This window comes from Mycobacterium sp. NGS26 (genome assembly GCF_059813025.1).
The window spans coordinates 289,736-316,456 of record NZ_JCALDU010000006.1; the positions used below are offsets into that span (position 1 = coordinate 289,736).

At 69.5% G+C, this 26,721-nt stretch carries 20 protein-coding genes and 1 pseudogene; 17 read left to right on the top strand and 4 right to left on the bottom strand.

What is annotated here, in order from left to right:
- The first annotated feature begins 24 nt into the window (after positions 1-24).
- Both AC5Y6X_RS20640 and AC5Y6X_RS20645 read left to right on the top strand, forming a co-directional pair.
- Positions 25-609 (top strand): type IV toxin-antitoxin system AbiEi family antitoxin domain-containing protein, encoded by a 585-nt coding sequence (locus AC5Y6X_RS20640; RefSeq protein ID WP_499988750.1) that lies wholly within the window; start codon positions 25-27, stop codon positions 607-609.
- Positions 606-1,484: pseudogene (locus AC5Y6X_RS20645) on the top strand (nucleotidyl transferase AbiEii/AbiGii toxin family protein); the annotation flags it as partial. The gene AC5Y6X_RS20640 and the pseudogene AC5Y6X_RS20645, both read left to right, overlap by 4 nt.
- Positions 1,485-1,517: 33 nt before the next feature.
- Here the strand turns inward: AC5Y6X_RS20645 and AC5Y6X_RS20650 are convergent.
- Entirely contained in the window at positions 1,518-1,811 is a 294-nt protein-coding gene (locus AC5Y6X_RS20650; protein WP_499988751.1) for an Rv1535 family protein, read from the bottom strand.
- A gap of 268 nt (positions 1,812-2,079) precedes the next feature.
- Between AC5Y6X_RS20650 and glmS the strand changes: the two genes are divergently transcribed.
- The 13 genes from glmS to groL all read left to right on the top strand — a co-directional run bounded on the left by glmS (position 2,080) and on the right by groL (position 16,127).
- On the top strand, positions 2,080-3,954 hold the full coding sequence (glmS, locus tag AC5Y6X_RS20655) for a glutamine--fructose-6-phosphate transaminase (isomerizing) (protein WP_499988752.1): 1,875 nt from the start codon (positions 2,080-2,082) through the stop codon (positions 3,952-3,954).
- Positions 3,955-4,088: 134 nt separating this feature from the next.
- A complete protein-coding gene (locus tag AC5Y6X_RS20660) occupies positions 4,089-4,934 on the top strand; it encodes a DUF4436 domain-containing protein (RefSeq protein ID WP_499988753.1) in 846 nt (281 codons plus the stop codon).
- 24 nt (positions 4,935-4,958) lie between these two features.
- Positions 4,959-5,666: a rhomboid-like protein gene (locus AC5Y6X_RS20665; RefSeq protein WP_499988755.1), complete on the top strand. Its 708-nt coding sequence runs from the start codon at positions 4,959-4,961 to the stop codon at positions 5,664-5,666.
- Between the two features lie 473 nt (positions 5,667-6,139).
- Entirely contained in the window at positions 6,140-7,561 is a 1,422-nt protein-coding gene (locus AC5Y6X_RS20670; protein ID WP_499988757.1) for an NAD(P)H-hydrate dehydratase, read from the top strand.
- 34 nt (positions 7,562-7,595) lie between these two features.
- Positions 7,596-8,978, top strand: coding sequence for a glutamate decarboxylase (gad, locus tag AC5Y6X_RS20675; RefSeq protein ID WP_499988759.1), 1,383 nt, complete (start codon positions 7,596-7,598; stop codon positions 8,976-8,978).
- Between the two features lie 70 nt (positions 8,979-9,048).
- Positions 9,049-10,215 carry an alanine racemase gene (gene alr, locus AC5Y6X_RS20680; RefSeq protein ID WP_499988760.1) on the top strand — a complete coding sequence of 389 codons (1,167 nt, stop codon included), beginning with the start codon at positions 9,049-9,051 and terminating at the stop codon, positions 10,213-10,215.
- Between the two features lie 52 nt (positions 10,216-10,267).
- The gene (locus tag AC5Y6X_RS20685; RefSeq protein ID WP_499988895.1) at positions 10,268-11,332 is read left to right on the top strand and encodes an alpha/beta fold hydrolase; all 1,065 of its coding nucleotides are present in this window, start codon (positions 10,268-10,270) and stop codon (positions 11,330-11,332) included.
- Entirely contained in the window at positions 11,325-11,786 is a 462-nt protein-coding gene (gene tsaE / locus AC5Y6X_RS20690) for a tRNA (adenosine(37)-N6)-threonylcarbamoyltransferase complex ATPase subunit type 1 TsaE (protein ID WP_499988762.1), read from the top strand. The genes AC5Y6X_RS20685 and tsaE overlap by 8 nt, the downstream gene beginning before the upstream one ends.
- Positions 11,783-12,403 carry a tRNA (adenosine(37)-N6)-threonylcarbamoyltransferase complex dimerization subunit type 1 TsaB gene (tsaB, locus tag AC5Y6X_RS20695; protein WP_499988763.1) on the top strand — a complete coding sequence of 207 codons (621 nt, stop codon included), beginning with the start codon at positions 11,783-11,785 and terminating at the stop codon, positions 12,401-12,403. Before tsaE ends, tsaB begins: the two co-directional genes overlap by 4 nt.
- On the top strand, positions 12,400-12,867 hold the full coding sequence (rimI, locus tag AC5Y6X_RS20700) for a ribosomal protein S18-alanine N-acetyltransferase (RefSeq protein ID WP_499988764.1): 468 nt from the start codon (positions 12,400-12,402) through the stop codon (positions 12,865-12,867). The genes tsaB and rimI overlap by 4 nt, the downstream gene beginning before the upstream one ends.
- Complete coding sequence (gene tsaD, locus AC5Y6X_RS20705) at positions 12,864-13,889, top strand: tRNA (adenosine(37)-N6)-threonylcarbamoyltransferase complex transferase subunit TsaD (RefSeq protein WP_499988765.1); 1,026 nt, start codon at positions 12,864-12,866, stop codon at positions 13,887-13,889. The genes rimI and tsaD overlap by 4 nt, the downstream gene beginning before the upstream one ends.
- A 241-nt stretch (positions 13,890-14,130) precedes the next feature.
- Positions 14,131-14,433 carry a co-chaperone GroES gene (gene groES, locus AC5Y6X_RS20710; protein ID WP_007167930.1) on the top strand — a complete coding sequence of 101 codons (303 nt, stop codon included), beginning with the start codon at positions 14,131-14,133 and terminating at the stop codon, positions 14,431-14,433.
- A gap of 80 nt (positions 14,434-14,513) precedes the next feature.
- Positions 14,514-16,127, top strand: coding sequence for a chaperonin GroEL (gene groL, locus AC5Y6X_RS20715; RefSeq protein ID WP_499988767.1), 1,614 nt, complete (start codon positions 14,514-14,516; stop codon positions 16,125-16,127).
- Positions 16,128-16,200: 73 nt separating this feature from the next.
- Here the strand turns inward: groL and AC5Y6X_RS20720 are convergent, their stop codons facing one another.
- From AC5Y6X_RS20720 to sodC, 3 genes are all read right to left on the bottom strand, one after another.
- Positions 16,201-16,602: a styrene oxide isomerase gene (locus tag AC5Y6X_RS20720; RefSeq protein ID WP_499988768.1), complete on the bottom strand. Its 402-nt coding sequence runs from the start codon at positions 16,600-16,602 to the stop codon at positions 16,201-16,203.
- A 47-nt stretch (positions 16,603-16,649) separates the two neighbouring features.
- Positions 16,650-16,958, bottom strand: coding sequence for a helix-turn-helix domain-containing protein (locus tag AC5Y6X_RS20725; protein ID WP_499988897.1), 309 nt, complete (start codon positions 16,956-16,958; stop codon positions 16,650-16,652).
- Between the two features lie 310 nt (positions 16,959-17,268).
- Complete coding sequence (sodC, locus tag AC5Y6X_RS20730; RefSeq protein WP_499988898.1) at positions 17,269-18,108, bottom strand: superoxide dismutase[Cu-Zn]; 840 nt, start codon at positions 18,106-18,108, stop codon at positions 17,269-17,271.
- Positions 18,109-18,249: 141 nt separating this feature from the next.
- On the opposite strand from sodC, the gene AC5Y6X_RS20735 reads away from it, so the two are divergent.
- Positions 18,250-19,311 (top strand): protein kinase family protein, encoded by a 1,062-nt coding sequence (locus AC5Y6X_RS20735; RefSeq protein WP_499988769.1) that lies wholly within the window; start codon positions 18,250-18,252, stop codon positions 19,309-19,311.
- 2 nt (positions 19,312-19,313) lie between these two features.
- Positions 19,314-26,645 carry an AAA family ATPase gene (locus AC5Y6X_RS20740; RefSeq protein WP_499988771.1) on the top strand — a complete coding sequence of 2,444 codons (7,332 nt, stop codon included), beginning with the start codon at positions 19,314-19,316 and terminating at the stop codon, positions 26,643-26,645.
- The last annotated feature ends 76 nt before the right edge of the window (positions 26,646-26,721 follow it).

Here is a 26,721-nt window from a genome sequence, read left to right on the forward strand (position 1 = left end):
TATCAATCTGATACGGTTGAGCACATGGCGGTCTGGGACCGAGTGGTCGAGCGCGCAGCTGAACAACACGGCTACGTGACGACCCGTGATGCCCGGGAAATTGGCATCGACCCCACCCAGCTACGTCTTCTCGCTGCCCGAGGCCGCCTTGAGCGCGTCGGGAGAGGTGTCTATCGCGTACCGGTGCTACCGCGTGACCAGCACGATGAGCTTGCCGCCGCCGTCGCGTGGTCCCTAGGCCGCGGCGTCGTCTCGCACGAGTCAGCCCTGGTGCTCCACGAGCTAGCGGACGTCAACCCACCCCGTATCCATCTGACGGTGCCGCGCGACAACCACCCGCGCGCCGCAGGCGGTGACCTGTATCGCGTTCACCGCCGCGAACTACCGGATAGCGACATCTCTTCCGCCGATGGCATTCCGGTGACCACAGTGGCCCGGACAATTCGTGATTGTTTGGCGGCGGGGACCGATCCGTACCAGCTGCGCCTGGCGATCGATCGCGCAGAACGTGATGGCCGACTTCGACGCGCAAGGGCGGGGGAGCTACGCGCAGCGCTCGATGACACTCACAATCGACGGCGGGCGCCGTCAACCCAGACATCGGTATGACGAAGCCCTACGCGACGCCGCCGAGCAACCTGCGCTCGCTGCAGGATCGCCTCGTCCGCGTCGCCGAGCAACAGGGCGTTCTGTTCGGCCGGTTGCAGCGGCACGTCGCCGTACTGGTCGTTACCCAATTCGCAACCGGCTTGGCCGACGAGAACGGCGCCCCATTGCTGTTAGTCAAAGGCGGGTCGTCGTTGGAGCTGCGTCGCGGGATCCTTGGCTCGCGCACGTCCAAGGACCTCGACACGGTCGCACGTCGGGACATCGATTCTGTCCATGAACAGCTCGCCGATACGGGTGAAGTGGGATGGCAGGGGTTCACGGCGATTTTCACGCCGCCACAAGAAATCGAGGTGCCGGGCCTCCCTGTTAAGCCGCGTCGATTCGTGGCGAAGTTGAGCTATCGCGGCAGACCGTTCGCGTCGGTCCCGATCGAGGTCTCGACCGTCGAAGCGGGCAACGCTGACCAGTTCGACCTGCTCACTTCGGACGCGTTGGGTCTCGTCGCCTTGTCGGCTGACGTCACGGTGCCGTGCATGACACTTCCCTGGCAGATCGCACAGAAGCTCCACGCTGTCACAGCTATGCTCGTCAAACCCAAGAGCAACGACCGGGCTCATGACCTGATCGACTTACAGCTGCTCGAAGCACTTCTGCCCGAAACGGACCTCGTGGTGACACGAAATGCGTGCGTGGCTGTGTTCGCCGCACGGGCCCAGCATCCTTGGCCGCCTATGGTCGCCCCATTGCCGCATTGGCCCGCCATCTACTCGGGTGCGCTGGAGGGACTCGTCCACCTTGAGTTGGCGGAGACGGTCGAGGCGGCTATCGAGCGAGTTCAGCGATTCGTTGACCGGATCGATGGGGCTGAAAATCGCTTACGACGCGTGGAGGCCGAGGCCACGGCACCCTCACAGCGGAGAAGTGCACGGCGCTGCTTGGGTCGTCACCTCGATCAGCCCGAGCCGCCACAGCGCCGCGTACACCTGGCGCAGCGGGATGCTCAGCAAACCGGCGGCCGCACCCACCACTGGATCGCCCCCACCGATCGGCGGCCGGGCGGGCCGCCGCGCGTCGTATTGGACAGCAGTCACGATTCCCTCCTGGAAGGCGGCGCGCGGAAGGCAGGATAAAGGGCCGTCCTTTTCCCGTCGCGTCTCGAATTGAGGTCGTTGATGTCGGCTGAAGGGCTGCGGCAAAACCATTGTGCGGCGGCGTTATTCGCTGGTGGACTTTCCTTTCCGGTGGCCGATGTCCCGAAGTTTAGGTGCGCGCCACGCGCGAGCGATGAAGCGGCAGGAAACGTCGGAATTACATAAAGTGACGAATTCACGCCGTTCAGGTCCGGGACCGACGGCGTTTCGTCGACGGCCGCGCCCCGCGCCCCGGCGCTCGGCGCACGTCTACGCAGGTCAGCAGCCCGTCGTCCCGTCCTGCTGGGACCGCCCCGGCGGCTCCACTACCCTGTGCAGGATGTGCGGAATCGTCGGCTACGTGGGGCAGCGCCCTGCCCTCGACGTCGTCATGGACGCACTGCGCCGCATGGAGTATCGCGGCTACGACTCCTCGGGAATCGCGCTGCTCGACGGCAAGGGCAAACTCACCGTGCGCCGCCGGGCCGGCCGGCTGGCCAACCTCGACGAGGCGCTGGCCGAGACGCCCCCGGAGTCGCTGGCCGGCACCACCGGGCTGGGCCACACGCGCTGGGCGACCCACGGCCGGCCCACCGACCGCAACGCGCACCCGCACCGCGACGCCGCCGGCAAGATCGCCGTCGTCCACAACGGCATCATCGAGAACTACGCCACCCTGCGCCACGAGCTGGAGGCCGCCGGCGTGGAGTTCTCCAGCGACACCGACACCGAGGTCGCGGTGCACCTGGTTTCGCAGGCCTACCGCCACGGCGACACGGCCGGTGATTTCGTGGCTTCCGTGCTGGCGGTGCTGCGCCGGTTGGAGGGCCACTTCACCCTGGTCTTCGCCAACGCCGACGAGCCCGGCACCATCGTCGCCGCCCGCCGGTCGACACCGCTGGTGATCGGGGTGGGGGACGGTGAGATGTTCGTCGGATCCGACGTGGCCGCCTTCATCACCCACACCCGCAACGCCGTCGAACTCGGCCAGGACCAGGCCGTCGTCCTCACCGCCGACGGCTACCGCATCACCGACTTCCACGGCAACGAAGACCTGGAGCCCGGGGCGTACCGCGAGTTCTACATCGACTGGGACCTGTCCGCCGCCGAAAAGGGCGGCTACGAGTTCTTCATGCTCAAGGAGATCGCCGAGCAGCCCAGCGCGGTCGCCGACACCCTGCTCGGCCATTTCGTCGACGGCCGGATCGTGCTCGACGAGCAGCGACTGTCCGATCAGGAACTGCGCGAGATCGACAAGGTGTTCGTCGTCGCCTGCGGCACCGCGTACCACTCCGGGCTGCTGGCGAAGTACGCGATCGAGCACTGGACGCGGCTGCCGGTGGAGGTGGAGCTCGCCAGCGAATTCCGTTACCGGGACCCGGTTTTGGACCGCAGCACGCTGGTGGTGGCCATCTCGCAGTCCGGCGAGACCGCCGACACCCTGGAAGCCGTCCGGCACGCCAAGGATCAGAAGGCCAAGGTGCTGGCGATCTGCAACACCAACGGGTCGCAGATCCCCCGCGAATGCGACGCGGTGCTCTACACCCGCGCCGGCCCGGAGATCGGCGTGGCGTCGACCAAGACGTTCCTGGCGCAGATCGCCGCCAACTATCTCGTCGGCCTGGCGCTGGCGCAGGCCCGCGGCACCAAGTATCCCGACGAGGTCGAGCGGGAGTACCGGGAGCTGGAGGCGATGCCCGACCTGGTGGCGCGGGTGCTCGCGACGGCCGAACCGGTGGCCGCCCTGGGCTACCGGTTCGCCCAGTGCCCGACCGTGCTCTTCCTGGGTCGCCACGTCGGCTACCCGGTGGCGCTGGAAGGTGCGCTGAAGCTCAAGGAGCTGGCCTATATGCACGCCGAGGGGTTCGCGGCCGGCGAGCTCAAGCACGGCCCGATCGCGTTGATCGAGGACGACCTGCCCGTCATCGTGGTCATGCCCTCGCCCAAGGGGTCGGCGACGCTGCACGCCAAGCTGCTGTCCAACATCCGGGAGATCCAGTCTCGCGGCGCGGTGACGATCGTGATCGCCGAGGAGGGTGACGACACCGTGCGGCCCTACGCCGACCACCTGATCGAAATCCCTTCGGTGTCAACGCTGTTGCAGCCGTTGCTGTCGACCATCCCGCTGCAGGTGTTCGCCGCGGCGGTGGCCCAGGCCCGCGGTTACGACGTGGACAAGCCGCGAAACCTGGCCAAGTCCGTCACTGTCGAATAGTCCGTTTCGGCCGTATCGCCCCGGGTCCTGTTCTCCCGGTTTTTACAATCGCTGGCCGGGCCGCAATTCGTGCAGATAGCTAGTTAGGGGAGGCATCCTTGTCGGCGGATCGCTTGCGTCCCAGGCCGTCGTCCATGACTTTCGCCGTCGTCGCCCTCATCGTGGCCGTCGTCGCCGCCTACGTCGCGTCGGTCGCCATGTACGCCAGCAGCGGCACGGCCAGCCACCGTCAGACTGGAACCCAGTCCGCGGGTGATCAGACCTCGGTGACGTTGAATGTCGAAGACATCCAGTCGAACTACACGGTGCTGAACGCCAATCTGATCTTCTCGCCCGGGTCCGACCTGTTGGATCCGCAAACCCACCACCTCAAGGAAGACCTGGGCCTTCGAGTCCGGTCCGTGGCCACGCCCACCCGCCGGACGTGGCTGAAGGGCATGCTTCCCGGCATGTTTCCGGTGCCGCTGACCCTGGCCGGCGAGATCAACGATTGGCCGTTCGATCGCTACAGCTCCGGGCCGATCGAGATCGAGGTCATGCGCGGCGACTCCGAGAACGCGGTCCAGCGTGTGCCGATAACCTTCGTCAACCGCCTTTCGGGTTGGGAGATCGACACCACCGACGCCAACGGTCAGGGCCCGTATCGAGTCAGCGTGCGGCGCTCACTCAGCGCCGGGGCGTTCGGCGTCGTCATCCTCGGCGTCCTCATCGCCATCGCCGGCCTGGGCCTGTTCGTCGCGGTCCAGACCGTCCGCGACCGGCGAAAGTTTCAGCCGCCGATGACGACGTGGTACGCGGCGATGCTGTTCGCGGTGGTGCCGCTGAGAAACGCGCTTCCCGGCTCGCCGCCGTTCGGCGGCTGGGTCGACATCACGATCGTGCTGTGGGTGCTGGTGGTGCTGGTGATCTCGATGCTGCTGTACATCGCGTGCTGGTGGCGGCATCTGCGGCCCGAAGCCGAGAAGGCGGCAGTGCCTTAGGCCCGGGCATGTAAAGGTTGAGCCGTGGCCAATGCATCGGCGGGGACACAACTGCGCAGGATGGCGCTCGCGGTCTGGCATTTCGTCATCCGCGCCCCCCTGACCTACAGCTGGCTGTTGGTGTTGCTGATCACGACGATCGTGCAGAACGAACTTCCCGGGCGCGAAGTGCACCACGTGTTGCTGCACCGATCCACCAACATTCACGAGCTGGGCACCGACCCGCTGGGCGTGCTGTTCTCCAGCCTGCTGTGGATCGACGGCAAGAACCTGGAGCCGTACCTGTTGCTGTTCACGCTGTTCCTCGCGCCCGCCGAACACTGGCTGGGCCAACTGCGCTGGCTCACGGTGGGATTGAGCTCCCACATCCTGGCCACCTACGTCAGCGAAGGCATCCTCTACTACGCGATCCAGGAACACGAGGCGTCGGAAAGGCTGGTGCACGCGCGCGACATCGGCGTCAGCTATTTCCTGGTCGGCGTGATGGCCGTGCTGACCTACCACATCGCGCGGCCCTGGCGCTGGGGCTATCTCGGCGTGCTGTTCGTCATCTTCGGCTTCCCGCTGCTCACGATGAACCACCACGAGCTGAACTTCACCGCGATCGGCCACTTCGCCTCGATCCTGATCGGGCTCTGCTTCTATCCGATGGCGCGCGAGCGCAGGCGCCCCCAGCTGAATCCGGCGAAAATCAGACCCGCCTTCCGGCGACTCCGCTCCGGCGAATCCTAGGTGCGCTTGGTAACGAAAGCCCTTAGGTGCCAGGCATATCCATGGGGCGGGCAGGCCCTCCGACCACGCCGCCGGATCGTGACGATCCTTCGTCACAAAAAGTGCCACACTGTATGTGGAGTCAGGAAAAGGGAAGAGCCGATGAAGCGGGCGATAGTGGGCGTATCGGCGGCATGCGCACTAGCACTGGCCCCCCTCTGCACTCCATCGGCACAAGCACACGAGCCCTGTGTCGGCATCACCGATCCCGCTGCCTACCAGGCGTGCATGGCCGAATACCAGCGCATGCAGGACCTCTACAAACGCGAAATCGCCCAGTGCGAGGCCAGCCCTAATCACGGACAGGTCGGCCAAGTTTGTGGATAACCCGCTGGGCACCTCGGGGCCGCGAGCCTGAGCCGTTGGTGACCGGCCCACCACCCATCGACGAGTGCCGCGTGTAGTTCGCGCTCGGGCATGGAAAGCTGGCTTCGATGCGGCATTACTACTCCGTTGACGCGATCCGCGCCGCCGAGGCACCGCTGCTGGCCAGCCTGCCCGACGGCGCCCTGATGAGACGCGCGGCCTTCGGCCTGGCCACCGAGATCATCGGCGAGCTGACCACCCGAACCGGCGGGGTCGTCGGCCGCCGCGTCTGCGCGGTCGTCGGGTCGGGCGACAACGGCGGCGACGCGCTGTGGGCGGCGACCTTCGTGCGTCGTCGTGGCGCGGCCGCCGACGCGGTGCTGCTCAACCCGGAGCGCACCCACCGAAAGGGGCTGGCGGCGTTCCGCAAGGCCGGCGGCCGCATCGTGGAAAGCGTCTCGGCCGCAACCGATCTCGTTATCGACGGGGTGGTGGGCATCTCCGGTTCGGGTCCGCTGCGACCGGCCGCGGCCGGGGTGTTCGCCGCGGTCGATGACGCCGAGATCCCGGTCGTCGCCGTCGACAGCCCCAGCGGGATCGACGTGGCGACCGGGGCAATCACCGGTCCTGCCGTGCACGCGGCGCTGACCGTCACCTTCGGCGGGCTCAAACCCGTGCACGCGCTGGCGGATTGCGGGCGGGTCAGGCTGGTCGACATCGGGCTCGACCTGCCGGACACCGACGTGCTGGGCTTCGAGGCCGCCGACGTGGTCGCGCGCTGGCCGGTGCCCGGCCCCCACGACGACAAGTACACCCAGGGCGTGACTGGGGTGATGGCCGGCTCGTCGACCTACCCGGGCGCCGCCGTGCTGTGCACCGGGGCGGCCGTGGCGGCGACCTCCGGCATGGTCCGCTATGCCGGCAGCGCGCACCGGGAGGTGCTCGCGCAGTGGCCCGAGGTGATCGCGTCGCCCACCCCGGCCGCGGCCGGACGGGTGCAGGCCTGGGTGGTCGGGCCCGGACTGGGCACCGACGACGCCGGGGCCGCCGCGTTGTGGTTCGCGCTGGAGACCGACCTGCCGGTGATCGTCGACGCCGACGGGCTGACCATCCTGTCCGCCCGCCCCGACCTGGTGGCCAACCGGGCCGGGCCGACCGTGCTGACCCCGCACGCGGGCGAATTCGCCCGGCTGGCGGGCAATCCGCCCGGGGACGACCGGGTGGGCGCCACCCGCAAGCTGGCCGACACGCTGGGCGCCACCGTCCTGCTCAAGGGCAACGTCACGATCGTCGCCGACCCCGGCGGCCCGGTCTACCTGAACCCGGCCGGGCAGTCGTGGGCGGCCACCGCCGGCTCCGGCGACGTGCTGTCCGGGATGATCGGCGCGCTGCTGGCCTCCGGGCTGCCGGCGGTCGAGGCGGCCGCGGCGGCGGCCTTCGTGCACGCGCGCGCGGCGGCGCTGTCGGCCGCCGACCCGGGGCCGGGCGAGGCGCCGACGTCGTCGTCACGGATCGTCCCGCACATCCGGACCGCGCTGGCCACCCTGTAGTCCCAGACCTGTAGTCCCAGAAAGGATTCGCCCAGTGCCACAACATCCGTCCGTGCCCGCGCACGCGATCGCCCCCGCCTACACCGGCCGCCTGTTCACCGCGCCGGTGCCGGCCCTGCGGATGCCGGATGAATCGATGGATCCCGACGCCGCTTACCGGTTCATCCACGACGAGCTGATGCTCGACGGCAGCTCCCGGCTGAACCTGGCCACCTTCGTCACCACCTGGATGGACCCCGAGGCCGGGAAGCTGATGGCCGAGACGTTCGACAAGAACATGATCGACAAGGACGAGTACCCGGCGACCGCGGCCATCGAGCAGCGCTGCGTGTGCATGGTGGCCGACCTGTTCCACGCCGACGACCTGCGCGACGACGACCCCTACAGCGCGTGCGGGGTGTCCACCATCGGCTCCAGCGAGGCGGTGATGCTGGGCGGGCTGGCCATGAAGTGGCGGTGGCGGCAGAAGGTCGGCTCCGATTGGCAGAAGCGCACGCCCAACCTGGTGATGGGTTCCAACGTCCAGGTTGTCTGGGAGAAGTTCTGCCGCTACTTCGACGTCGAGCCCCGCTACCTGCCGATGGAGGAGGGCCGCTATGTCATCACCCCGGAACAGGTCGTCGACGCCGTCGACGAGAACACCATCGGCGTGGTGGCGATCCTGGGCACCACCTACACCGGCGAGCTGGAGCCGGTCGCCGAGATCTGCGGCGCCCTGGACAAGCTGGCGGCCGGCGGCGGTGTGGACGTGCCGGTGCACGTCGACGCCGCCAGCGGCGGGTTCGTCGTGCCCTTCCTGCACCCGGAGCTCAAGTGGGACTTTCGGCTGCCCCGGGTGGTGTCGATCAACGTCAGCGGCCACAAGTACGGGCTGACGTATCCCGGCGTCGGGTTCGTCGTCTGGCGCAGCAAGGAATACCTGCCCGACGAGCTGGTTTTCCGGGTCAACTACCTGGGCGGCGACATGCCGACGTTCACGCTGAACTTCTCCCGCCCCGGCAACCAGGTGGTGGGGCAGTACTACAACTTCCTGCGGCTGGGCCGGGAGGGCTACACCAAGGTCATGCAGGCCCTGTCCGAGACGGCGCGCTGGCTGGGCGAGCAGCTGCGGGTCAGCGACCACTGCGAGCTGGTCTCGGACGGGTCGGCGATCCCGGTGGTCGCCTTCCGGTTGGCCAAGGATCGCGGCTACACGGAGTTCGACGTCTCCCACGAGCTGCGGACCTTCGGCTGGCAGGTGCCCGCCTACACCATGCCGGACAACGCCACCGACGTCTCGGTGCTGCGCATCGTGGTGCGCGAGGGACTCTCCGCCGACCTGGCCCGGGCCCTGCACGACGACGCCGTCACGGCGCTGACCACGCTGGACAAGCTCAAGCCGGGCGGGCATTACGAGGCCCAGCACTTCGCGCACTGAGCCCTGGGCGCCGGCGGCGCGTGTGGGCGCTGGGGGAGGGCACGCCCGTGCTTCTGGGAGAATGACGGCCGTGGCCGTTACGCCGATATCCCTGACGCCCGGCGTCCTCGCCGAGGCCGTGGTGGACCTGGGCGCCGTCGAGCACAACGTGCGGGTGCTGCGCGAGCACGCCGGCAACGCGCAGCTGATGGCCGTCGTCAAGGCCGACGGCTACGGCCACGGGGCCACCCGGGTCGCCCGCGCCGCGCTGGCCGCCGGGGCGACCGAACTCGGCGTCGCCACCGTCGACGAGGCGCTGGCGCTGCGCGCCGACGGGATCACCGCGCCCGTGCTGGCCTGGCTGCATCCGCCCGGGCTCGACTTCGGGCCCGCGCTGCTGGCCGACGTCGAGATCGCCGTGTCCTCGGCGCGCCAGCTCGACGAGCTGCTCGACGCGGTGCGCCGGACCGGCCGCACGGCGACGGTGACCGTCAAGGTGGACACCGGCCTGAACCGCAACGGCGTCGCCCCCGCGCAATACCCGGCGTTGCTGGCCGCGCTGCGCCAGGCCGTCGCGCAGGACGCCGTCCGGCCGCGCGGGCTGATGTCGCACATGGTTTACGCCGACCAACCCGACAATCCCATCAACGACGTTCAGGCCCAACGCTTTTCCGAGATGCTGGCGCAGGCGCGCGAGGCGGGGCTGCGATTCGAGGTTGCGCACCTGGCGAATTCGTCGTCCACCCTGTCGCGCCCCGACCTGGCCTTCGACATGGTGCGGCCCGGTATCGCGGTCTACGGCCTGAGCCCCGTGCCGCAGCTCGGCGACATGGGGTTGATACCGGCCATGACGGTGAAATGCGCTGTCGCGCTGGTGAAGTCGATCCGGGCCGGCGAGGGCGTGTCGTACGGGCACACCTGGATCGCCGACCGCGACACCACCCTGGCGCTGATGCCGATCGGCTACGCCGACGGTGTCTTCCGGTCGCTGGGCGGACGGCTGGACGTGCTGATCAACGGCAGGCGGCGGCCCGGCGTCGGGCGGATCTGCATGGATCAGTTCCTCGTCGACCTCGGTCCCGGGCCGACCGACGTCGCCGAGGGCGACGAGGCCATCCTGTTCGGCCCCGGCAGCAGCGGCGAACCCACCGCCCAGGACTGGGCCGACCTGCTCGGCACCATCCACTACGAGGTGGTAACCAGCCCCCGGGGCCGCATCACCAGGACCTATCGCGAGGCCGGAACCGTTGAGCGATGAGAAAACCCGCAGGCGCCGCCGGGAGCGGGCGTGGCTTGCGGGAGGCACGGGGCTGACGGCGGTCGCCGGCATCGTCGGGGCCTCGGCCCGCCGCTCGATGATCCAGCGCGCCGCGGCTGTCGAAGACCCTTACGCCGACGAGGATTTCGAGAGGATAGACAGCGACCGCAGCTACGTGGTGACCACGCCCGACGGGGTGCCGCTGGCGGTGCGCGAGGTCGGCCCCGTCGACGCGCCGGTGACCATGGTCTTCGTCCACGGCTTCTGTCTGCGCATGGGCGCCTTCTACTTTCAGCGGACCCGGCTCGCCGAGAAGTGGGGACACAGGGTGCGCATGGTGTTCTACGACCAGCGCGGGCACGGCCGCTCCGGCGAAGCCGACCCCGAGACGTACACGCTGACCCAGCTGGGCCAGGACCTGGAATGCGTGCTGACGGAGGCCGCGCCGCGCGGGGCGATCGTGTTGGTCGGGCATTCGATGGGCGGGATGACGGTGTTGTCGCACGCCCGGCAGTACCCCGAGCAGTACGGGCGGATGATCGTCGGTGCGGCGCTGATTTCCTCCGCCGCCGAAGGGGTTACCCGCTCGCCGCTGGGTGAGATCCTGAAAAACCCTGCGGTGGAAGCGCTTCGGTTCACCGCCCGGTCCGCCCCCAAGCTGACGCACCGCGGCCGCAACGTGTCGCGCTCGCTGATCGCGCCGGTCCTACGGGCCGCGTCCTACAGCGACCTGCACGTCAGCCGAACCCTGGACGCCTTCTCCCAGCGCATGATGAACGGCACCCCCATCGCCACCCTGGTGGGTTTCCTGCGCGCGCTGGAGGTGCACGACGAGACTGCCGGGCTGTGGACGCTGCTGCGCGTCCCGACGCTGATCGCCTGCGGCGACCACGACCTGATCACCCCGGACGAGTACTCGAGGAAGATGGCGGCCTCGCTGCCGCGATCCGAACTGGTCATCGTCACCGGGGCCAGTCACCTGGCGCTGCTGGACAAGCCCGAGGCGATCAACGACGGGCTGATCCGGCTGGTCCACCGTGCCACGCCGAGCAGGATCGTCCTGCGCTACCGGCGCCTGCGGGAAAGGCTGCGGGAAAGGTTGCGGCGCCGTGCGTGAGCAGGGCACGGCCACCTGCGAGCGCGTCGAGGACACCGTGGCTCTGGGCTCGCGGTTGGGCGCGCAGCTGTGCGCCGGCGACGTGGTGGTGCTGTCGGGTCCGCTCGGCGCCGGAAAGACGGTGCTGGCCAAGGGGATTGCTGCGGCGATGGATGTCGACGGCCCGGTCATATCGCCGACGTACGTGCTGGCGCGGGTGCACCCGCCGCGGCGGGCCGGCGCGCCGGCGATGATCCACGTCGACTTCTACCGGCTGCTGGACCGTCAGGGCGCGGATCTGCTCGGCGAGCTCGACTCGCTGGACCTCGACACCGATCTCGACGACGCCGTCGTCGTGGTGGAGTGGGGCGAGGGTCTGGCCGAACGCCTCTCCGAGCGGCACCTCGACGTCCGGCTGGAGCGGGTCGGCCAGTCCGACGCGCGGATCGCGACCTGGGAGTGGAACCGCTCATGAATCTGGTTCTCGCCCTGGACACTTCGACCCCGGCCGTGACGGCCGGCCTCGTGCGGTTGCCCGATCAGGTGCTGGCCGAGCGGGTCACCCTCGACGCCCGCGCGCACGCCGAGCGGCTCACCCCCAACGTGCTGGCCGCCCTGGACGACGCCGGGCTGAGGATGGCCGACCTCGACGCCGTCGTGGTGGGCTGCGGGCCCGGCCCGTTCACCGGCCTGCGTGCCGGGATGGCGACCGCCGCCGCGTACGGGCACGCGCTGGGCATCCCGGTGCGCGGGGTGTGCAGCCTGGACGCCATCGGGGTGCGCACCGGCGGCGACGTCCTGGTGGTCACCGACGCCCGCCGCCGCGAGGTCTACTGGGCCCGCTACCGCGACGGATTCCGCATGGCGGGACCGGGAGTCAACGCCCCCGCCGACGTCGACCCCGGCCCCGCCACCGCGGTCGCCGGCTCGCCCGAACACGCAGCGCTGTTCGGCCTGCCGCTGATCGAGCCCGCCCACCCGACGGCGGCCGGCCTGGTGGCCGCGATTCCCGACTGGTCGGAGCCCCCGCTCCCGCTGGTGGCCCTGTACCTGCGCCGCCCCGACGCGAAGCCATTGGCGGCCGGGCGATGACCGCCCGCAGCGAGCCCGTGACCATCGGCGCGTTGACACCGGCCGACGCCGAGCGCTGCGCCGAACTGGAGGCGCGGCTGTTCGAGGGCGACGACCCGTGGCCGGCGGTGGCGTTCAACCGCGAACTGGCCGGCCCGCACAACCACTACGTGGCCGCGCGCGTCGCCGGCGAGCTGGTCGGCTACGCGGGCATCTCCAGGTTGGGCCGCAAACCGCCGTTCGAATACGAGGTGCACACCATCGGGGTGAACCCGGCGTTTCAGGGGCGGGGCATCGGCCGTCGGCTGCTCGACGAGTTGCTGAGTTTCGCCGACGGCGGCGCGGTCTACCTGGAGGTGCGCACCGACAACGAGGCGGCCATCGCGCTGTACCGCAGCGTCGGTTTCGCCCGCGTCGGCCTGCGCCGCCGCTACTACCGGGTCAGCGGCGCCGATGCGTACACGATGCGGAGGGAGCCCCAGTGACGACCATCCTGGCCATCGAAACCTCTTGCGACGAAACGGGAGTCGGCATCGCCCGGCTGGACGCCGACGGGACCGTGACGCTGTTGGCCGACGAGGTGGCGTCCAGCGTCGACGAGCACGTCCGGTTCGGCGGCGTGGTGCCCGAGATCGCCTCCCGGGCGCACCTGGAGGCGCTCGGTCCGGCCATGCGGCGCGCGCTGGGGGCGGCCGGCGTGAACCGGCCCGACGTCGTCGCCGCCACCATCGGGCCCGGCCTGGCCGGCGCGCTGCTGGTGGGAGTGGCCGCGGCCAAGGCATATTCGGCCGCGTGGGGCGTCCCGTTCTACGCCGTCAACCACCTGGGCGGGCACCTCGCCGCCGACGTGTACGAACACGGGCCGCTGCCGGAGTGCGTGGCGCTGCTGGTGTCCGGCGGGCACACGCATCTGCTGCACGTGCGTTCGCTCGGCGAGCCGATCGTCGAGCTGGGCAGCACCGTCGACGACGCGGCCGGCGAGGCCTACGACAAGGTGGCGCGGCTGCTGGGCCTGGGCTATCCCGGCGGCAAGGTGCTCGACGACCTGGCGCGCACCGGCGACCGCGAGGCCATCGCGTTCCCGCGGGGCATGACCGGCCCGGCCGACGACCCGTACGCGTTCAGCTTCTCCGGGCTCAAGACCGCCGTCGCGCGATACGTGGAAAGCCATCCCGACGCCGCGACCGCCGACATCGCCGCCGGGTTCCAGGAGGCCGTCGCCGACGTGCTGACCATGAAGGCGGTGCGGGCGGCGACCGGGCTCGGCGTCTCGACCCTGCTGATCGCGGGGGGCGTGGCCGCGAACTCGCGGCTGCGTGAGCTGGCCACGCAGCGCTGCGCGGCGGCGGGCCTGACGCTCCGGATCCCCAGGCCGCGGCTGTGCACCGACAACGGGGCGATGATCGCCGCGTTCGCCGCGCACCTGGTGGCCGCCGGCGCGTCACCCTCGCCGCTGGACGTGGCCAGCGACCCGGGGCTGCCGGTGGTAAAGGGGCAGGTGAGCTGACCGCGGGCCGTCGACACGCGGGAAGCAGCGGGCCGCCCTTGAGTGCTAGCACTCTCATGTATAGAGTGCTAGGTGGCAACCCGGCCAAGCCCCCGTGTCGGCACCCGCGACGACGGCGCGAGGGTACGGACGGATGCCGAATCACCTGACAATTCGGACGGTTCGGGGCAAGCCCCGGACCGACCGCCAACTCCGGTCCGGGCAGTCCCGGACCCGACCCAAATAGTGGAGGGCTCCAATCGTGGCGAAGGTGAACATCAAGCCACTCGAGGACAAGATTCTCGTGCAGGCCAACGAGGCCGAGACCACGACCGCGTCCGGTCTGGTCATTCCCGACACCGCCAAGGAGAAGCCGCAGGAAGGCACCGTCGTCGCCGTCGGCCCCGGCCGCTGGGACGAGGACGGCGAGAAGCGGATCCCGCTGGACGTGTCGGAGGGTGACACCGTCATCTACAGCAAGTACGGCGGCACCGAGATCAAGTACAACGGCGAGGAATACCTCATCCTGTCGGCACGCGACGTGCTGGCCGTCGTATCCAAGTAAAGAACCCGTGTACCGCCCCGGCGATCCCCGTCTGAATTGCGGGTGATTTCCGGGGCGGCATGCGTCGAAGGGGAGCCTTGATGAGCAAGCTGATTGAGTACGACGAAGTCGCGCGCCGCGCCATGGAAGCCGGCGTGGACAAGCTCGCCGACGCGGTTCGCGTGACGCTGGGCCCGCGTGGCCGGCATGTGGTGCTGGCCAAGGCATTTGGCGGCCCGGCGATCACCAACGACGGCGTCACGGTCGCGCGCGAGATCGACCTGGAAGACCCGTTCGAGAATTTGGGCGCCCAGCTGGTGAAGTCGGTGGCCACCAAGACCAACGACGTCGCCGGCGACGGCACCACCACCGCCACCGTGCTCGCGCAGGCGTTGGTCAAGGGCGGCCTGCGGATGGTCGCCGCCGGCGCCAACCCGATCGCGCTGGGCGCCGGAATCGGCAAGGCCGCCGACGCGGTGTCCGAGGCGTTGCTGGCCGCCGCCACCCCGGTGGCCGGCAAGGACGGCATCGCACAGGTGGCGACGGTCTCCTCGCGCGACGCGCAGATCGGCGAGCTGGTCGGGGAGGCGATGACGAAGGTGGGCCACGACGGCGTGGTCAGCGTCGAGGAGTCCTCGACGCTGAGCACCGAGCTGGAGTTCACCGAGGGCGTCGGCTTCGACAAGGGCTTCCTGTCGGCGTACTTCGTCACCGACTTCGACTCCCAGGAGGCGGTGCTCGAGGACGCGCTGATCCTGCTGCACCAGGAGAAGATCAGCTCGCTGCCCGACCTGCTGCCCATGCTCGAGAAGGTCGCCGAGGCCGGCAAGCCGCTGCTGATCATCGCCGAGGACGTCGAGGGGGAGGCGCTGGCCACGCTGGTCGTCAACTCCATCCGCAAGACGCTCAAGGCGGTCGCGGTCAAGGCGCCGTTCTTCGGCGACCGCCGCAAGGCCTTCCTCGAGGACCTGGCAGTGGTCACCGGCGGCCAGGTGATCAATCCCGACGCCGGCCTGCTGCTGCGCGAGGTGGGCGCCGAGGTGCTGGGCACCGCCCGCCGCATCGTGGTCAGCAAGGACGACACGATCATCGTCGAGGGCGGCGGCTCGGCCGACGCGGTGGCCAACCGCATCAAGCAGCTGCGCGCCGAGATCGAGAAGAGCGACTCGGACTGGGATCGCGAGAAGCTGCAGGAGCGGCTGGCCAAGCTGGCCGGTGGGGTGGCCGTCATCAAGGTCGGGGCCGCCACCGAGACCGCGCTCAAGGAGCGCAAGGAAAGCGTCGAGGATGCCGTCGCGGCCGCCAAGGCCGCCGTCGAAGAGGGCATCGTCGCCGGCGGCGGGTCGGCGCTGATCCAGGCCGGCAAGAAGCTGAAGGAGCTGCGCGCGTCGCTGAGCGGCGACGAGGCGATCGGCGTCGACGTGTTCTCCGACGCGCTGTCCGCACCGCTGTACTGGATCGCCACCAACGCGGGGCTGGACGGCGCCGTCGCGGTCAACAAGGTCAGCGAGCTGCCCGCCGGGCAGGGACTGAACGCGGAGACGCTGAGCTACGGCGACCTGCTCGCCGACGGCGTGATCGATCCCGTCAAGGTCACCCGCTCGGCGGTGCTCAACGCGGGGTCGGTGGCCCGGATGGTGCTCACCACCGAGACGGCCGTCGTCGACAAGCCCGCCGAGGAGGACGACGAGCACGGCCACCATCACCATCACTAGGTGAACAACGAGGAGCGCCCCCGGGGTCAATTACCCGGGGGCGCTTCATCTTTCACGTGTCACAAGGTCATCGTCAGAGCCCGACTATGACGATGACCACGCCGGCGACGATCGCCAGTGCGAGGGACACCAGCAGGAAGTTGACGAACCCTTCCTTGGCCGCCGAGGCCTCGTGGTTGCCGCCAGCGATGGGCGCGAGCTTGCGCCCGGCGCCCCATGCCGCCGCGAGCAGCGTCGCCATCCAGTTCGCGTAGGCGGCGTAGACGATAAGTGCGACCGCGGCAACTCCCCACGCGTGGGGCAAGTGGATGTGTGGCCAGAGGAGGCCGAGCAGTACGAGGAACATGCCGTTGAGCACCGCCTCGAGGTGGCTCGACAGCGCCATGCGCGGGTTCTTCAGTGCGGGCACGGCGAACCCGGTGAGCAGGCCAAGCAGAAATAGGACCAAGCCGAGGGTGAACAGCACTGTCTGCATGTCAGAACAGTACGGCGTCCGGCCGCGCGCGCCTTGGATTCAAGCAGCTACAGACTGAGGAGTACTCGTGACCCGTCGGGACGCTTCACGGCGACCTCCAGTTCACCGCCTGTCGCTTCGACGTACTTGCGGAGAGTGTCCACCCGACTGGTGCCCAGCTCGCCATGCTCCATCTGGGAGACACGGTTCTGGCCGACGCCAATAGCCGCAGCGAGGGTCGTCTGCGTGTAGCCCGCCGCCTCGCGCAGTTCACGGAGACGGTACTGGGCAACTTCGCGGTCCATCTCAGCCTTGATCGCGTCGATACGGGTACGGTTGCCCGGACGACGACGGCGCATGTCATCGAGATTGGTCATCGTTTCTTCTTCCTCCAACTGCTCCAGCGCCGCTATCAAGTTGTCGTATTGCTCGTCGTCGAGGGTGTCCATCCAGGCTTCGATGAGAGTCAGATCAACCTCCCATTTCCGCACATACCACAGCATATCAGCTAAAAATGATATCAGCTAGAGCTGATGATCGGCTGGCCGGCGCCGAAGGCCAGCCGCTATCGCGCGCACCCGTCGACCTCTGCGTAGCGGGTGTCCGGTCGAGCGTGCTTCACGCTCGCAAACTATTGATCGCCGCTGTACGCGATGAATCGGCCTGCGGCGCTTCGCCTTTGGCTTGTCAGCGGCTGGGGGGAAGGCTAGGCGGGGTCGTCACGGTCGTGGTCGGCGCGGACGTGACGGCCGGGGTGCTGGTGACCGTGACGGTGCTCGTGCTGATGCTCGTGCTCGGCGGCGGCACGGCCGTCGTGGTGGTCACCGTGCTGGTGACGGTCGATGTCTCCGTCGTCGACGACGTCGTCGTCGCGCTCGCCGGGGCAAGCACCCCGCAGGCCACCCGCTTGCCCGAGTCACCGGTGCTCAGCGTCTGTTCGTCCGGGCCCGGCGCGCCGTTCTTCTGGGTGTAGCGCGCGGTGGGGATATTGCCGAAGTTGTCCGGATCCTGGTGAATGATCAGCGCGGTGCCCGAGGTGTTGCGCAGGTCCGCGGCGGTGAACGCGTTCGTCGTCGTGACGAGTTTCGCCGAGCCGTCGGGCCGCACCTCCAGGGAGGTCAGGTCGCCGCTGGCCGGATAGCCGGTGTGGCCGGGCGCCTGGAAGTGACCGCCGGCGGAGTTGAAGTCGCCGGCCGCGCCGCCCGTCGGCGCGACCGAATTGGGCTCGCATCTGCCCACCGAGTGGATGTGCAGCCCGTGGAAGCCGGGCGTGAGGATGTGGTTGGGGCCGGCCTCGACGGTCACGGTCGCGTAGCCGTTGGTGAAATCGAACGTCGCGTTGGCGACCGGAGCCCCGTCGGCGCTCTTCAGCTGCGTCGTCAGGCTCTCCGCGCCCGGCACCGGGCTGGTCAGCGGCGAGGTGTTGGGCTGGCTACCGCGCTGGTTTGCGTTGGTGCACGCACCCAACGGTGCCGTGGCGGCGGCCAGCACCGCGACCGCGGCGGCTACTTCCCTTTTAGTGGGCATTTTCATGCGCGGGGCCTACCCCGATTAGTCGATGTCAAAACGGGTGCCACCGCCGCGGCTCCGCAAAATTATTCACGCGCCGAATAAGACGCCATTTCCGCAGGATTTCGTAAGATTGCGTAATTCCCAGGGAGGCGGGCGATGGCGAGGTTCCCGGTCGATCCCGTGTCCGTGACGGGCGCATGGCTCGGCGACGTGCTGGGCGCCGACGTGCGGGACTGCCGCCTCGAACAGATCGGCGTGGGCGTCGGGCTGCTCGGCCGCTTGTACCGTGCCAATCTCGACGGCGGGCCCCACGTGCCACGGTCGGTGGTCGTGAAGTTGCCGCTGGCCCACAGCGACGCCCGCTCGGCCGTCTGCGAGGACCTCGAGTTCTACCTGCGTGAGGTGCGCTTCTACCAGGAGATCGGCCTGGCCAACCCGCTGCGCCCGGCGCGCCCGTACTTCGCGGCCTTCGACGAGACCACCCACGACTTCGTGCTCGTGCTCGAGGACCTCGGCCGCCTCCGCAACGCCGACCAGATCGCGGGATGCACGACGGCGGACGCCGAGACCGTCATCGACGCCATCGCCGGCCACCATGCCCACTGGTGGGAGAGCCGCAGCTTCCCGGCGTTGCCCTGGTTGCGGCCGTTCAGCGCCTTCACGGCGGGTCTGGCCGCCAACTTCGAGGCCGCCTGGCCCCGCTTCCTCGAGGGCGTCGGCACCGACCTGTCGCCCGCGATGCGCGCCTTCGGCGAGCGGTTTCCCGCGCTGGTGCCGTGGTTCTGGCAGGAGCTCGCGCGGCCACCGCACACCTTCCTGCACGGCGACCTGCGGCTCGACCAGCTGTTCTTCGGGGTCGAGGCGGACGATCCACCGCTGACCGCGCTCGACTGGCAGGTCACGTCGAAAGGCCGGAGCGCCTATGACGTGGCGTATTTCGTCAGCCAGAGCCTCGCCACCGAAACGCGGCGGAGTTGCGAGAGCCGACTCGTCGAGCGGTACGCCGAGCGCCTGGCGCAGCACGGCATTGATTACCCCCGCAACGAACTATGGCGCGACTACCGGCTCACAACGGCGTGGTGCTTCGCCTACCCCGTGATCGCGGCGGGCCGAATCGATCTCGCCAACGACCGGCAGCTGCACCTGCTCCGCAGCATCACCGATCGCGCCGCCGTGGCGATCGAGGACCACGATGGCCTGTCCCTGAGGCCCGACTGACGATGGCCGAACAACGCCGCGCCTGCGCGTCGTGCGGCACGACGAACGAGGAGGACGCCCGCTTCTGCGAAGGGTGCGGCGGTCCACTCGGTCGGGCCTGCGGAACGTGCGGGGTGGAGGCCAGCGCCACCGCGCGGTTCTGCCGGGCATGCGGCGCGCCGCTCGACGATCATGCCCGGCCGGCGCCGGCCCCGGCGCGCAAGACCGTCACGGTGATGTTCGCCGACCTGGCGGGTTCGACGACCTTCGAGGAGCGGGTCGACGCCGAGACGGCGCGCGACGTCATCGGCGACTACCACGAACTGCTGCGCTCGGCCGCTGACCGCAATCGGGCGGGGGTCACGAAGTACATCGGCGACGGGTTCATGGCCGTCTGGGGCGTTCCGGAGATGGGGGCCGACGACGCCGGCCGCGCCGTCGACGCCGCCGTCGAGCTGCAGGAGCGCTTCGTCGACCTCGCCGCGGGCGTGTCGCAGGCGCACGGTGTCGAGCTCGCGCTGCGGGTCGCGGTCAACACCGGTGAGGTCGCGGTCGGCGCGGGCGACGCCGACCTCGTGGGTGATGCGCTGAACGTCGCGGCGCGGCTGGAGGCCGAATGCCCGCGCGGACACGTCGTCGTCGGCGAGGAGACGTGGCGCTCGACGCGCGGCCGGCACCGGTACGACTCCGTCGGCCAGGTGCAGGTGAAGGGCCGGGCCGCGCCCGTGGCGGTGTACCAGTGGGTCGGCCGCCAGTCGGAGGCCGCCGACTCCGCGGTCTTTGTCGGCAGGGCCGACGAGCTTCGGCGGCTGCAGGCCGCGCTCGACGCGACGGTCGCGGTACGGGGGGCGCGGCTGGTGACGGTCATCGGCGACCCCGGCGTCGGCAAGAGCCGGCTGGCGGCGCAGTTCGTCGAGTCCCAAGACGGCATCCGGGTCATCCAGGCCCGCTGCGACGCCGAGCAGACCGTCGCCCTGGCGCCGGTCGTCGAGGTGCTGCGGGCCCGCGACCTCGATGCGGATCTTCCCGTCGGCGTGCCCGAGCGGGACCGCGTGCTGGGCGACCTCAACGGCCTGGCGGCCGGGGTCCCGGGCTCGGTGGAGGAGACGTTCTGGGCGCTGCGCCGGTTCGTGGAGGTGCTGGCGTCCGACGAGCCGCTGGTCGTCGTCCTCGACGACGTGCAATGGGCCGACACCCTGCTCCTCGACCTCGTCGAGCACCTCACGGAGTGGGTGAAGGGGGTGCCGGTCCTCGTGGTGGCCCTGGCCCGGCCCGAGCTCCGCGAGATTCGGACCGACCTGGTCACCGTCAGCCGGTGGGTGTCCGACGTGGTCCACGTCGGCGGCCTCGACCCCGGCGCGACCGCCGAACTCGCCGCCGGCGTGCTGGGCGCGTCGCGGCTGCCGGAGGAGCTCGTCGGCCGCCTGCCGTCGTCGACCGGAGGCAATCCGCTGTTCGTGCGTGAGCTGGTCGGGATGCTGGTGCACGACGGCGTCCTCGTTGCGGAGCCGGCCGGCTGGCGACTGACGATCGATGCCGACGCCATCTCCATCCCGCCCACGATCCAGGCGCTGCTGGCGTCGCGGCTGGAGCGGCTCGACGCCGCGGACCGGCGGGTGCTCGAGATCGCGTCGGTGGTGGGTCTCGACTTCTCGCCGGCGGCCGTGTGCGCGCTGGAGGGGCGGGCGGCGACGATCAAGACGTCGCTCGAACGACTCCGTCGCCTCGAGCTCGCGCAGCCGACCGGGGCCTATGTCGGCGACGAACCGGTCTGGCGGTTCCACCACGTGCTGATTCGCGACGTCGCCTACCGCCGGCTGTTGAAGTCGGACCGGGCGCAGCTGCACGAGCGGCTCGCCGGGTGGGTGGAAGCGGGCGGCGCGAGCCTGGCGTTCGACGCCGACGAGATGATCGCCCGGCACCTGGACGCCGCTCACCGGTATCGGCTCGAGCTCGGCATGCGCGACGAGCGCACAGACGACCTCGCCCTGCGCTCGGCGCGGTGCTACCTGGCATCGTCGCGCCGTGCCCTCGACCGTGACCAACTCGTGTCGGCGGGCACCCAGGCGGCCCGCGGCGCGGCGCTCGCCGCGGCCGACGGGGCGCTGCATGCCGCGTTGCTGTCGGTCGGCTGCGAGGCCTTCCTTTCGGCGGGCGACGTCGCCGCCGGTGCGCCGCTCGTCGACGACCTCGACCGCATCGCCGACGAGGCGCTGGCGCCGTGGGCGACCTGCTACCGCTGCCAGTTCGTCGTCTACACCGACCCGGAGCGGCTGCTGGAGGTCGACGCAAGCCTGCAGGGGGCGATCGACGAGTTCGCCCGGCGCGGGGATTCGGCTGGGCTGGCGAAGGCGTACCGGGTGCGCGCGACCGCCCGGGCCCGGCTCGGCCGGATCGGCGACTGCGAGGCCGACCTCTTCGATGCGCTGGTCGCGGCGCGCCGGGGTGGGGACCATCGGCAGATCACCGCGGCGCTGAGCGCGGCGCCCAGCGCGGCGCTGTGGGGACCCAGCCCGGTGCCGAAGGCCGGCGGGCGGTGTCTCGACGTGGTCCGGATGCAGCGCATGACCACGGCGGCGCCATCGCTCGAGGCGACCTCGCTGCGCTGCCTGGCGGTGCTCGAGTTGCTCCGCGGGCGACCCGACAAGGCGCGTTCGATGCTGGCCGACGCCCGCCGCGTCGTCGCCGAGCTCGGGCTTCGGCACGGGCTGATGGAGACCGAGCTGTTCGCCGGGATCATCGAGTTGATGGTGGGCGACGCGGCGGCGGCCGAGCCCCACTTCCGCACGGCCCTGGAGGGGCTGGACGCGTTGGGCGTCGGCGTCGACGCGGGGCAGGCCGCCGCCCTGCTGGCGCGGTCGGTGCTCGCCCAGGGACGCGTCGAGGAAGCCGACCGGTATGCCACCGAAAGCGAGCGCCTGGCGGGGCACAACCTGAAGACGGCCATCGCGTGGCGCGCGGCGCGGGCCGAGATCCTGGCCGCGCAGGGCCGGCACGACGACGCCGTCGCCATGGCCCGGGATGCGGTCGCCGTCGCCGCCGCCACCGACCTCGTCCTCGACCACGCCGACGCCTGCCTCGCGCTCGCCCGGGTGCTCGCCGCGGCCGGTGACGCCCGGGGCGCGGCGGACGCGCGGCGCGACGCCGACGCACTGTACGCGGCGAAGGAGGCGACGGGGGCGATCGCCCCGGCGGTCGAACTCGCCGCGCCCCAGCCGATCCCAGCGAATTCCCGTCTGGCCGTTGCGAACCGGGCGAGCGCGATCACCGAGCGCGCATGGCTGGCGATACGCGACGGAGATACCGACGCCGCGGCGGCCGTCTTCTCGGAGGGGTATGTCTACGACGATCGGCGGCGGCTGGCGGGCGATCCCATCTCGGAAAGGGGTGGCGTGCGGGGCGCGCTGCAGCGCATTCGCGGCCAGTACCCGCACGTTGAATGGCGCACGCTGGCCGTCCGGGGCGAGCGCCTGCAACTGATTTGGAGTCGCTGGTCGGACGACGCCGGGAACGAGGCGACGTATCTTCACGTGTTCGAGGTCGGCGACGACGGGCGGATCTGCTACGACGGCCGCTTCGACGAGGACGACTTCGAGGGCGCCTACCGCGAGCTCGAAAACCGTTACTACGCAGGCGAAGGCGCGGCGTTCGCCGAGGCGGGCGCCGTCACGACAAATTTCATGACCGCGCTGAACCAGGGCGACTTCGACCGGGTGTTCGGTGAGCTCACTTCCCCAGACATGCGCCTGGAGAGCCGGTCACCACACTCCGTCTTCTCGGATATTTCGATGGCGGAATGGCGCGCCACCCTCGAGGAGCTGAACTCGATGGTCGCCTCGGCAAGGATATGGTACGCGGCAACGTGCTGGCTATCGCCGACCTGCGCGGTGACGCACATGCAGCGCGACGCCGTCGGGTTGGACGGCGAGCACTACGCGTGGACGATGATCTATGCATACGAGTTCCGCGGCGGTCGCCTCAGCTGGGCGTGCCGGTTCGACCCGGACGATGAGCAGCAGGCGTTCGCCTACGCCGAGGAGCGGATCCGAGCGACTCCCAGCCGGCTCGCCGTCAGCAACCGCGCCAGCCAGGTGGTCCACGGCCTCGTCGACGCGGTACGGGCACGGAACGCCACCGCCGCCGTCGCTTCCTACGCCGAACGGTTTTCATTTGATGATCGGCGCCGACTCAGCGGCGAACCGATCGACGACCGTGCAACGCTGCTCGCGGCCATCGAACAAATCGTCGCTCATTACTCGCAATTCGAGGTCCGCACCCTGGCCGTGCGCGGCGAACGCCTGCAGCTGTCCCGGGCCCGCTGGTCCGACGAGGCCGGGAACGAAACGACCCCCCTGCACCTGGTCGAGATCGACGATTCCGGGCGGATCACATACGACGCCCGCTTCGACGACGACGACTTCGAGGGCGCCTACCGCGAACTCGAACGCCGTTACTACGCGGGTGAGGGCGCGGCCTTCGCCGAGGCGGGCGCCGTGTCGACGGAGGCGATGATCGCGTTCAACCGAGGCGACTTCGACCGATTCTTCGGCGAGTTCCTTAGCCCTGACATGCGTTTCGAGAACCGGTCACGGTCGGCCTTCCCGGACCGCTCCGGAAGCGATTTTCGCGCCAGCGTTCGGGTATTGACGGCCATGGTCGCCTCGGTTCGGATGTGGATCTCGGCGGTGTGCTCGTTGTCGCCGGAGTGGAGTGTTGGTCGCTTCGAGCGGGAGGCCGTCGGTCCGGATGGCGAGCGGTATGCATGGAATGGACTCCTGGTAACCGAGATCCGCGACGGCCGGATCGCGTCGATGTGTGAGTTCGAAGCCGACGACGAGGAGGCGGCGTTCGCCTTTGCCGAGGAACGGATGCGGGCGACCCCCAGCCGGCTCGCCGTCAGCAACCGGGCCAGCCGGGCACACAACGCTGTGTTCAACTCGCTGCGGGCACAGGACGCCCGCGCCGCCGTCGAGTTCTACTCGGAGCAATCCATTCACGATGATCGGCGCCGACTCAGCGGTGTCCCGGTTGATGATCCGGCGGCGCTACTCGCCAGCGCTGAACGAGCCCTATTGCAATACAAGCAATTTGAGGATCGCACGCTGGCCGTGCGCGGTGAACGCCTGCAGCTCTCTTGGAGCCGCTGGTCCGACGACGCCGGCAACGAAACAACCTATCTGCACGTAATAGAACTCGGGAGCGACGGGCTGATCTCCTATGACGGACGTTTCGACGACGACGACTTCGAGGGCGCCTATCGCGAGCTCGAGCGCCGCTATTACGCCGGCGAAGGCGCGGCGTTCGCCGAGGCGGGCGCCGTCGCAACAGATTTCACGATCGCATTCAACCAGGGTGACTTCGACAGGGCGTACGGCGCGCTCAGTGTACCCGGGATGAGCCTGGAGAACCGGTCGCAGCACTCGGTCTTCTCGGATCGTTCGGCCGCGGAAGTTCGCGCCAGCGTCGAAGAGCTGAATTCGATGGTCGCCTCGGCCAGGACGTGGTTCCCGGCAGTGTGCTGGCTTTCGCCGACGTGTGGGGTAACTCGAGCGCAGCGCGAGGCCGTCGGGTCGGACGGTGAACGCTACGTGTGGACGCGAATCTTCGCCTATGAAATCCGCGACGGCCGCTTCCAGTGGACATGTCAGTTCGACGCGGACGACGAGGAGGCGGCGTTCGCTTACGCCGAGGAGCGGATGGGGGAGATCCCCAGCCGACTCGCGGTCAGCAACCGCGCCAGCCGGGCAACAGACGGGGTTGTCGACGCGATGCGGGCACGAAATCCCCAGGCTGCCGTCGAGTTCTACGCGGACCGGTTCACCAACGACGATCGGCGCCGACTGAGCGGCGACCCGATCAACGACCGCGCGGCGCTGCTCGCGGCCGCCGAACGAATCCTCGCTCAGTACACGCGATTCGAGAAGCGCACGCTGGCCGTGCGCGGTGAACGCCTGCAGCTCTCTTGGAGCCGCTGGTCCGACGACGCCGGCAACGAAACAACCCACCTGCACGTGGCGGAGGTCGACGATGACGGGCGGATCACCTATGACGGACGCTTCGACGGCGACGACTTCGAGGGCGCCTATCGCGAGCTCGAGCGCCGCTATTACGCCGGCGAAGGCGCGGCGTTCGCCGAGTCGGGCGCCACGCTGACCGGTGTGATGGTCGCCGTGAACCACCGCGACTTCGAGCGGTTGTTCGGTGAACTGAGCGTCCCGGAACTGCGCGTCGAGAACCGGTCACGGTCACCCTTCCTCGATCGTTCGGCCAGCGACCTTCGCGCCAGCATCGAGGGCATGGCCGCGATGGTCGCCTCCGTGCGGACGTGGCTCTCGGCGGTGTGCTGGGTGTCACCGGCCTGGTGTGTCAGCCGCCTCGACCGCGAGGCCGTCGGGCCGGAGGGCGAGCAGTACACGTGGACGGGGATCGTCGCGGTCGAGATCCGCGGCGGCCGAATGACGTTGATCTGCCAATTCGAACTCGACGACGAGGAGGCGGCGTTCGCCCTTGTCGAGGAGCGAATGCAAGCGACCCCCAGCCGGCTCGCCGTCAGCAACCGCGCCACCCGGGCAACGGACGGGGTTTTCGACGCGATGCGGTCACGAAACCCCCGCGCTGCCATCGAGTTCTACGCGGACGGGTTCAGCAACGACGATCGGCGCCGACTCAGCGGCGATCCGATAGACGACCGCACCACGCTGCTCGCGGCGGTCGAACGAGTCCTCGCTCAGTACACGCGATTCGAGGTGCGCACCCTGGCCGTGCGCGGGGAGCGCCTGCAGTTGGCCTGGAGCCGCTGGTTCGACGAGGCGGGGAATGAAGCGACTCATCTGCACGTGATGGAGGTCGGCGACGACGGGCGAATCATGTATGACGGGCGCTACGACGGCGACGACTTCGACGCCGCCTACCGCGAACTCGAGCGCCGCTATTACGCCGGCGAGGGGGCGGCGCACGCGGGGCCGGGCGCCACGGTGGCCGCCTCGATCGACGCCGTGAACAACCGCGACTTCGACCGGTTGTTCGGTGAGCTCAGCCTCCCGGAACTGCGCGTAGAGGCCCGGTCACTGGCGCCATTCGCGGATCGCTCGGCCAGTGAACTTCGCGCCAGCTTCGAGGAGCTCAATTCGATGACCGCCGCGGTGCGGACGTGGCTCTCGGCGGTGTGCTGGGTGTCGCCGGGTTGGAGTGTCGCCCGCCTCGACCGGGAAGCCGCCGGCGCAGAAGGCGAGAAGTACGCGTGGACGCGGATTCTCGTCATCGAGGTCCGCGAGGGCCGACTCGCGTTGCTGTGTGAGTTCGAACTCAACGACGAGGACGCGGCGTTCGCGTTCGCCGAGCGGCGCGCGTTGTAGCGCCGCTCTCATTACCCACTGTTGACTCTGCGCTCAGGTAGAAGTTTTGCGAGTGGGGCACGCCCTCACGGCAGAG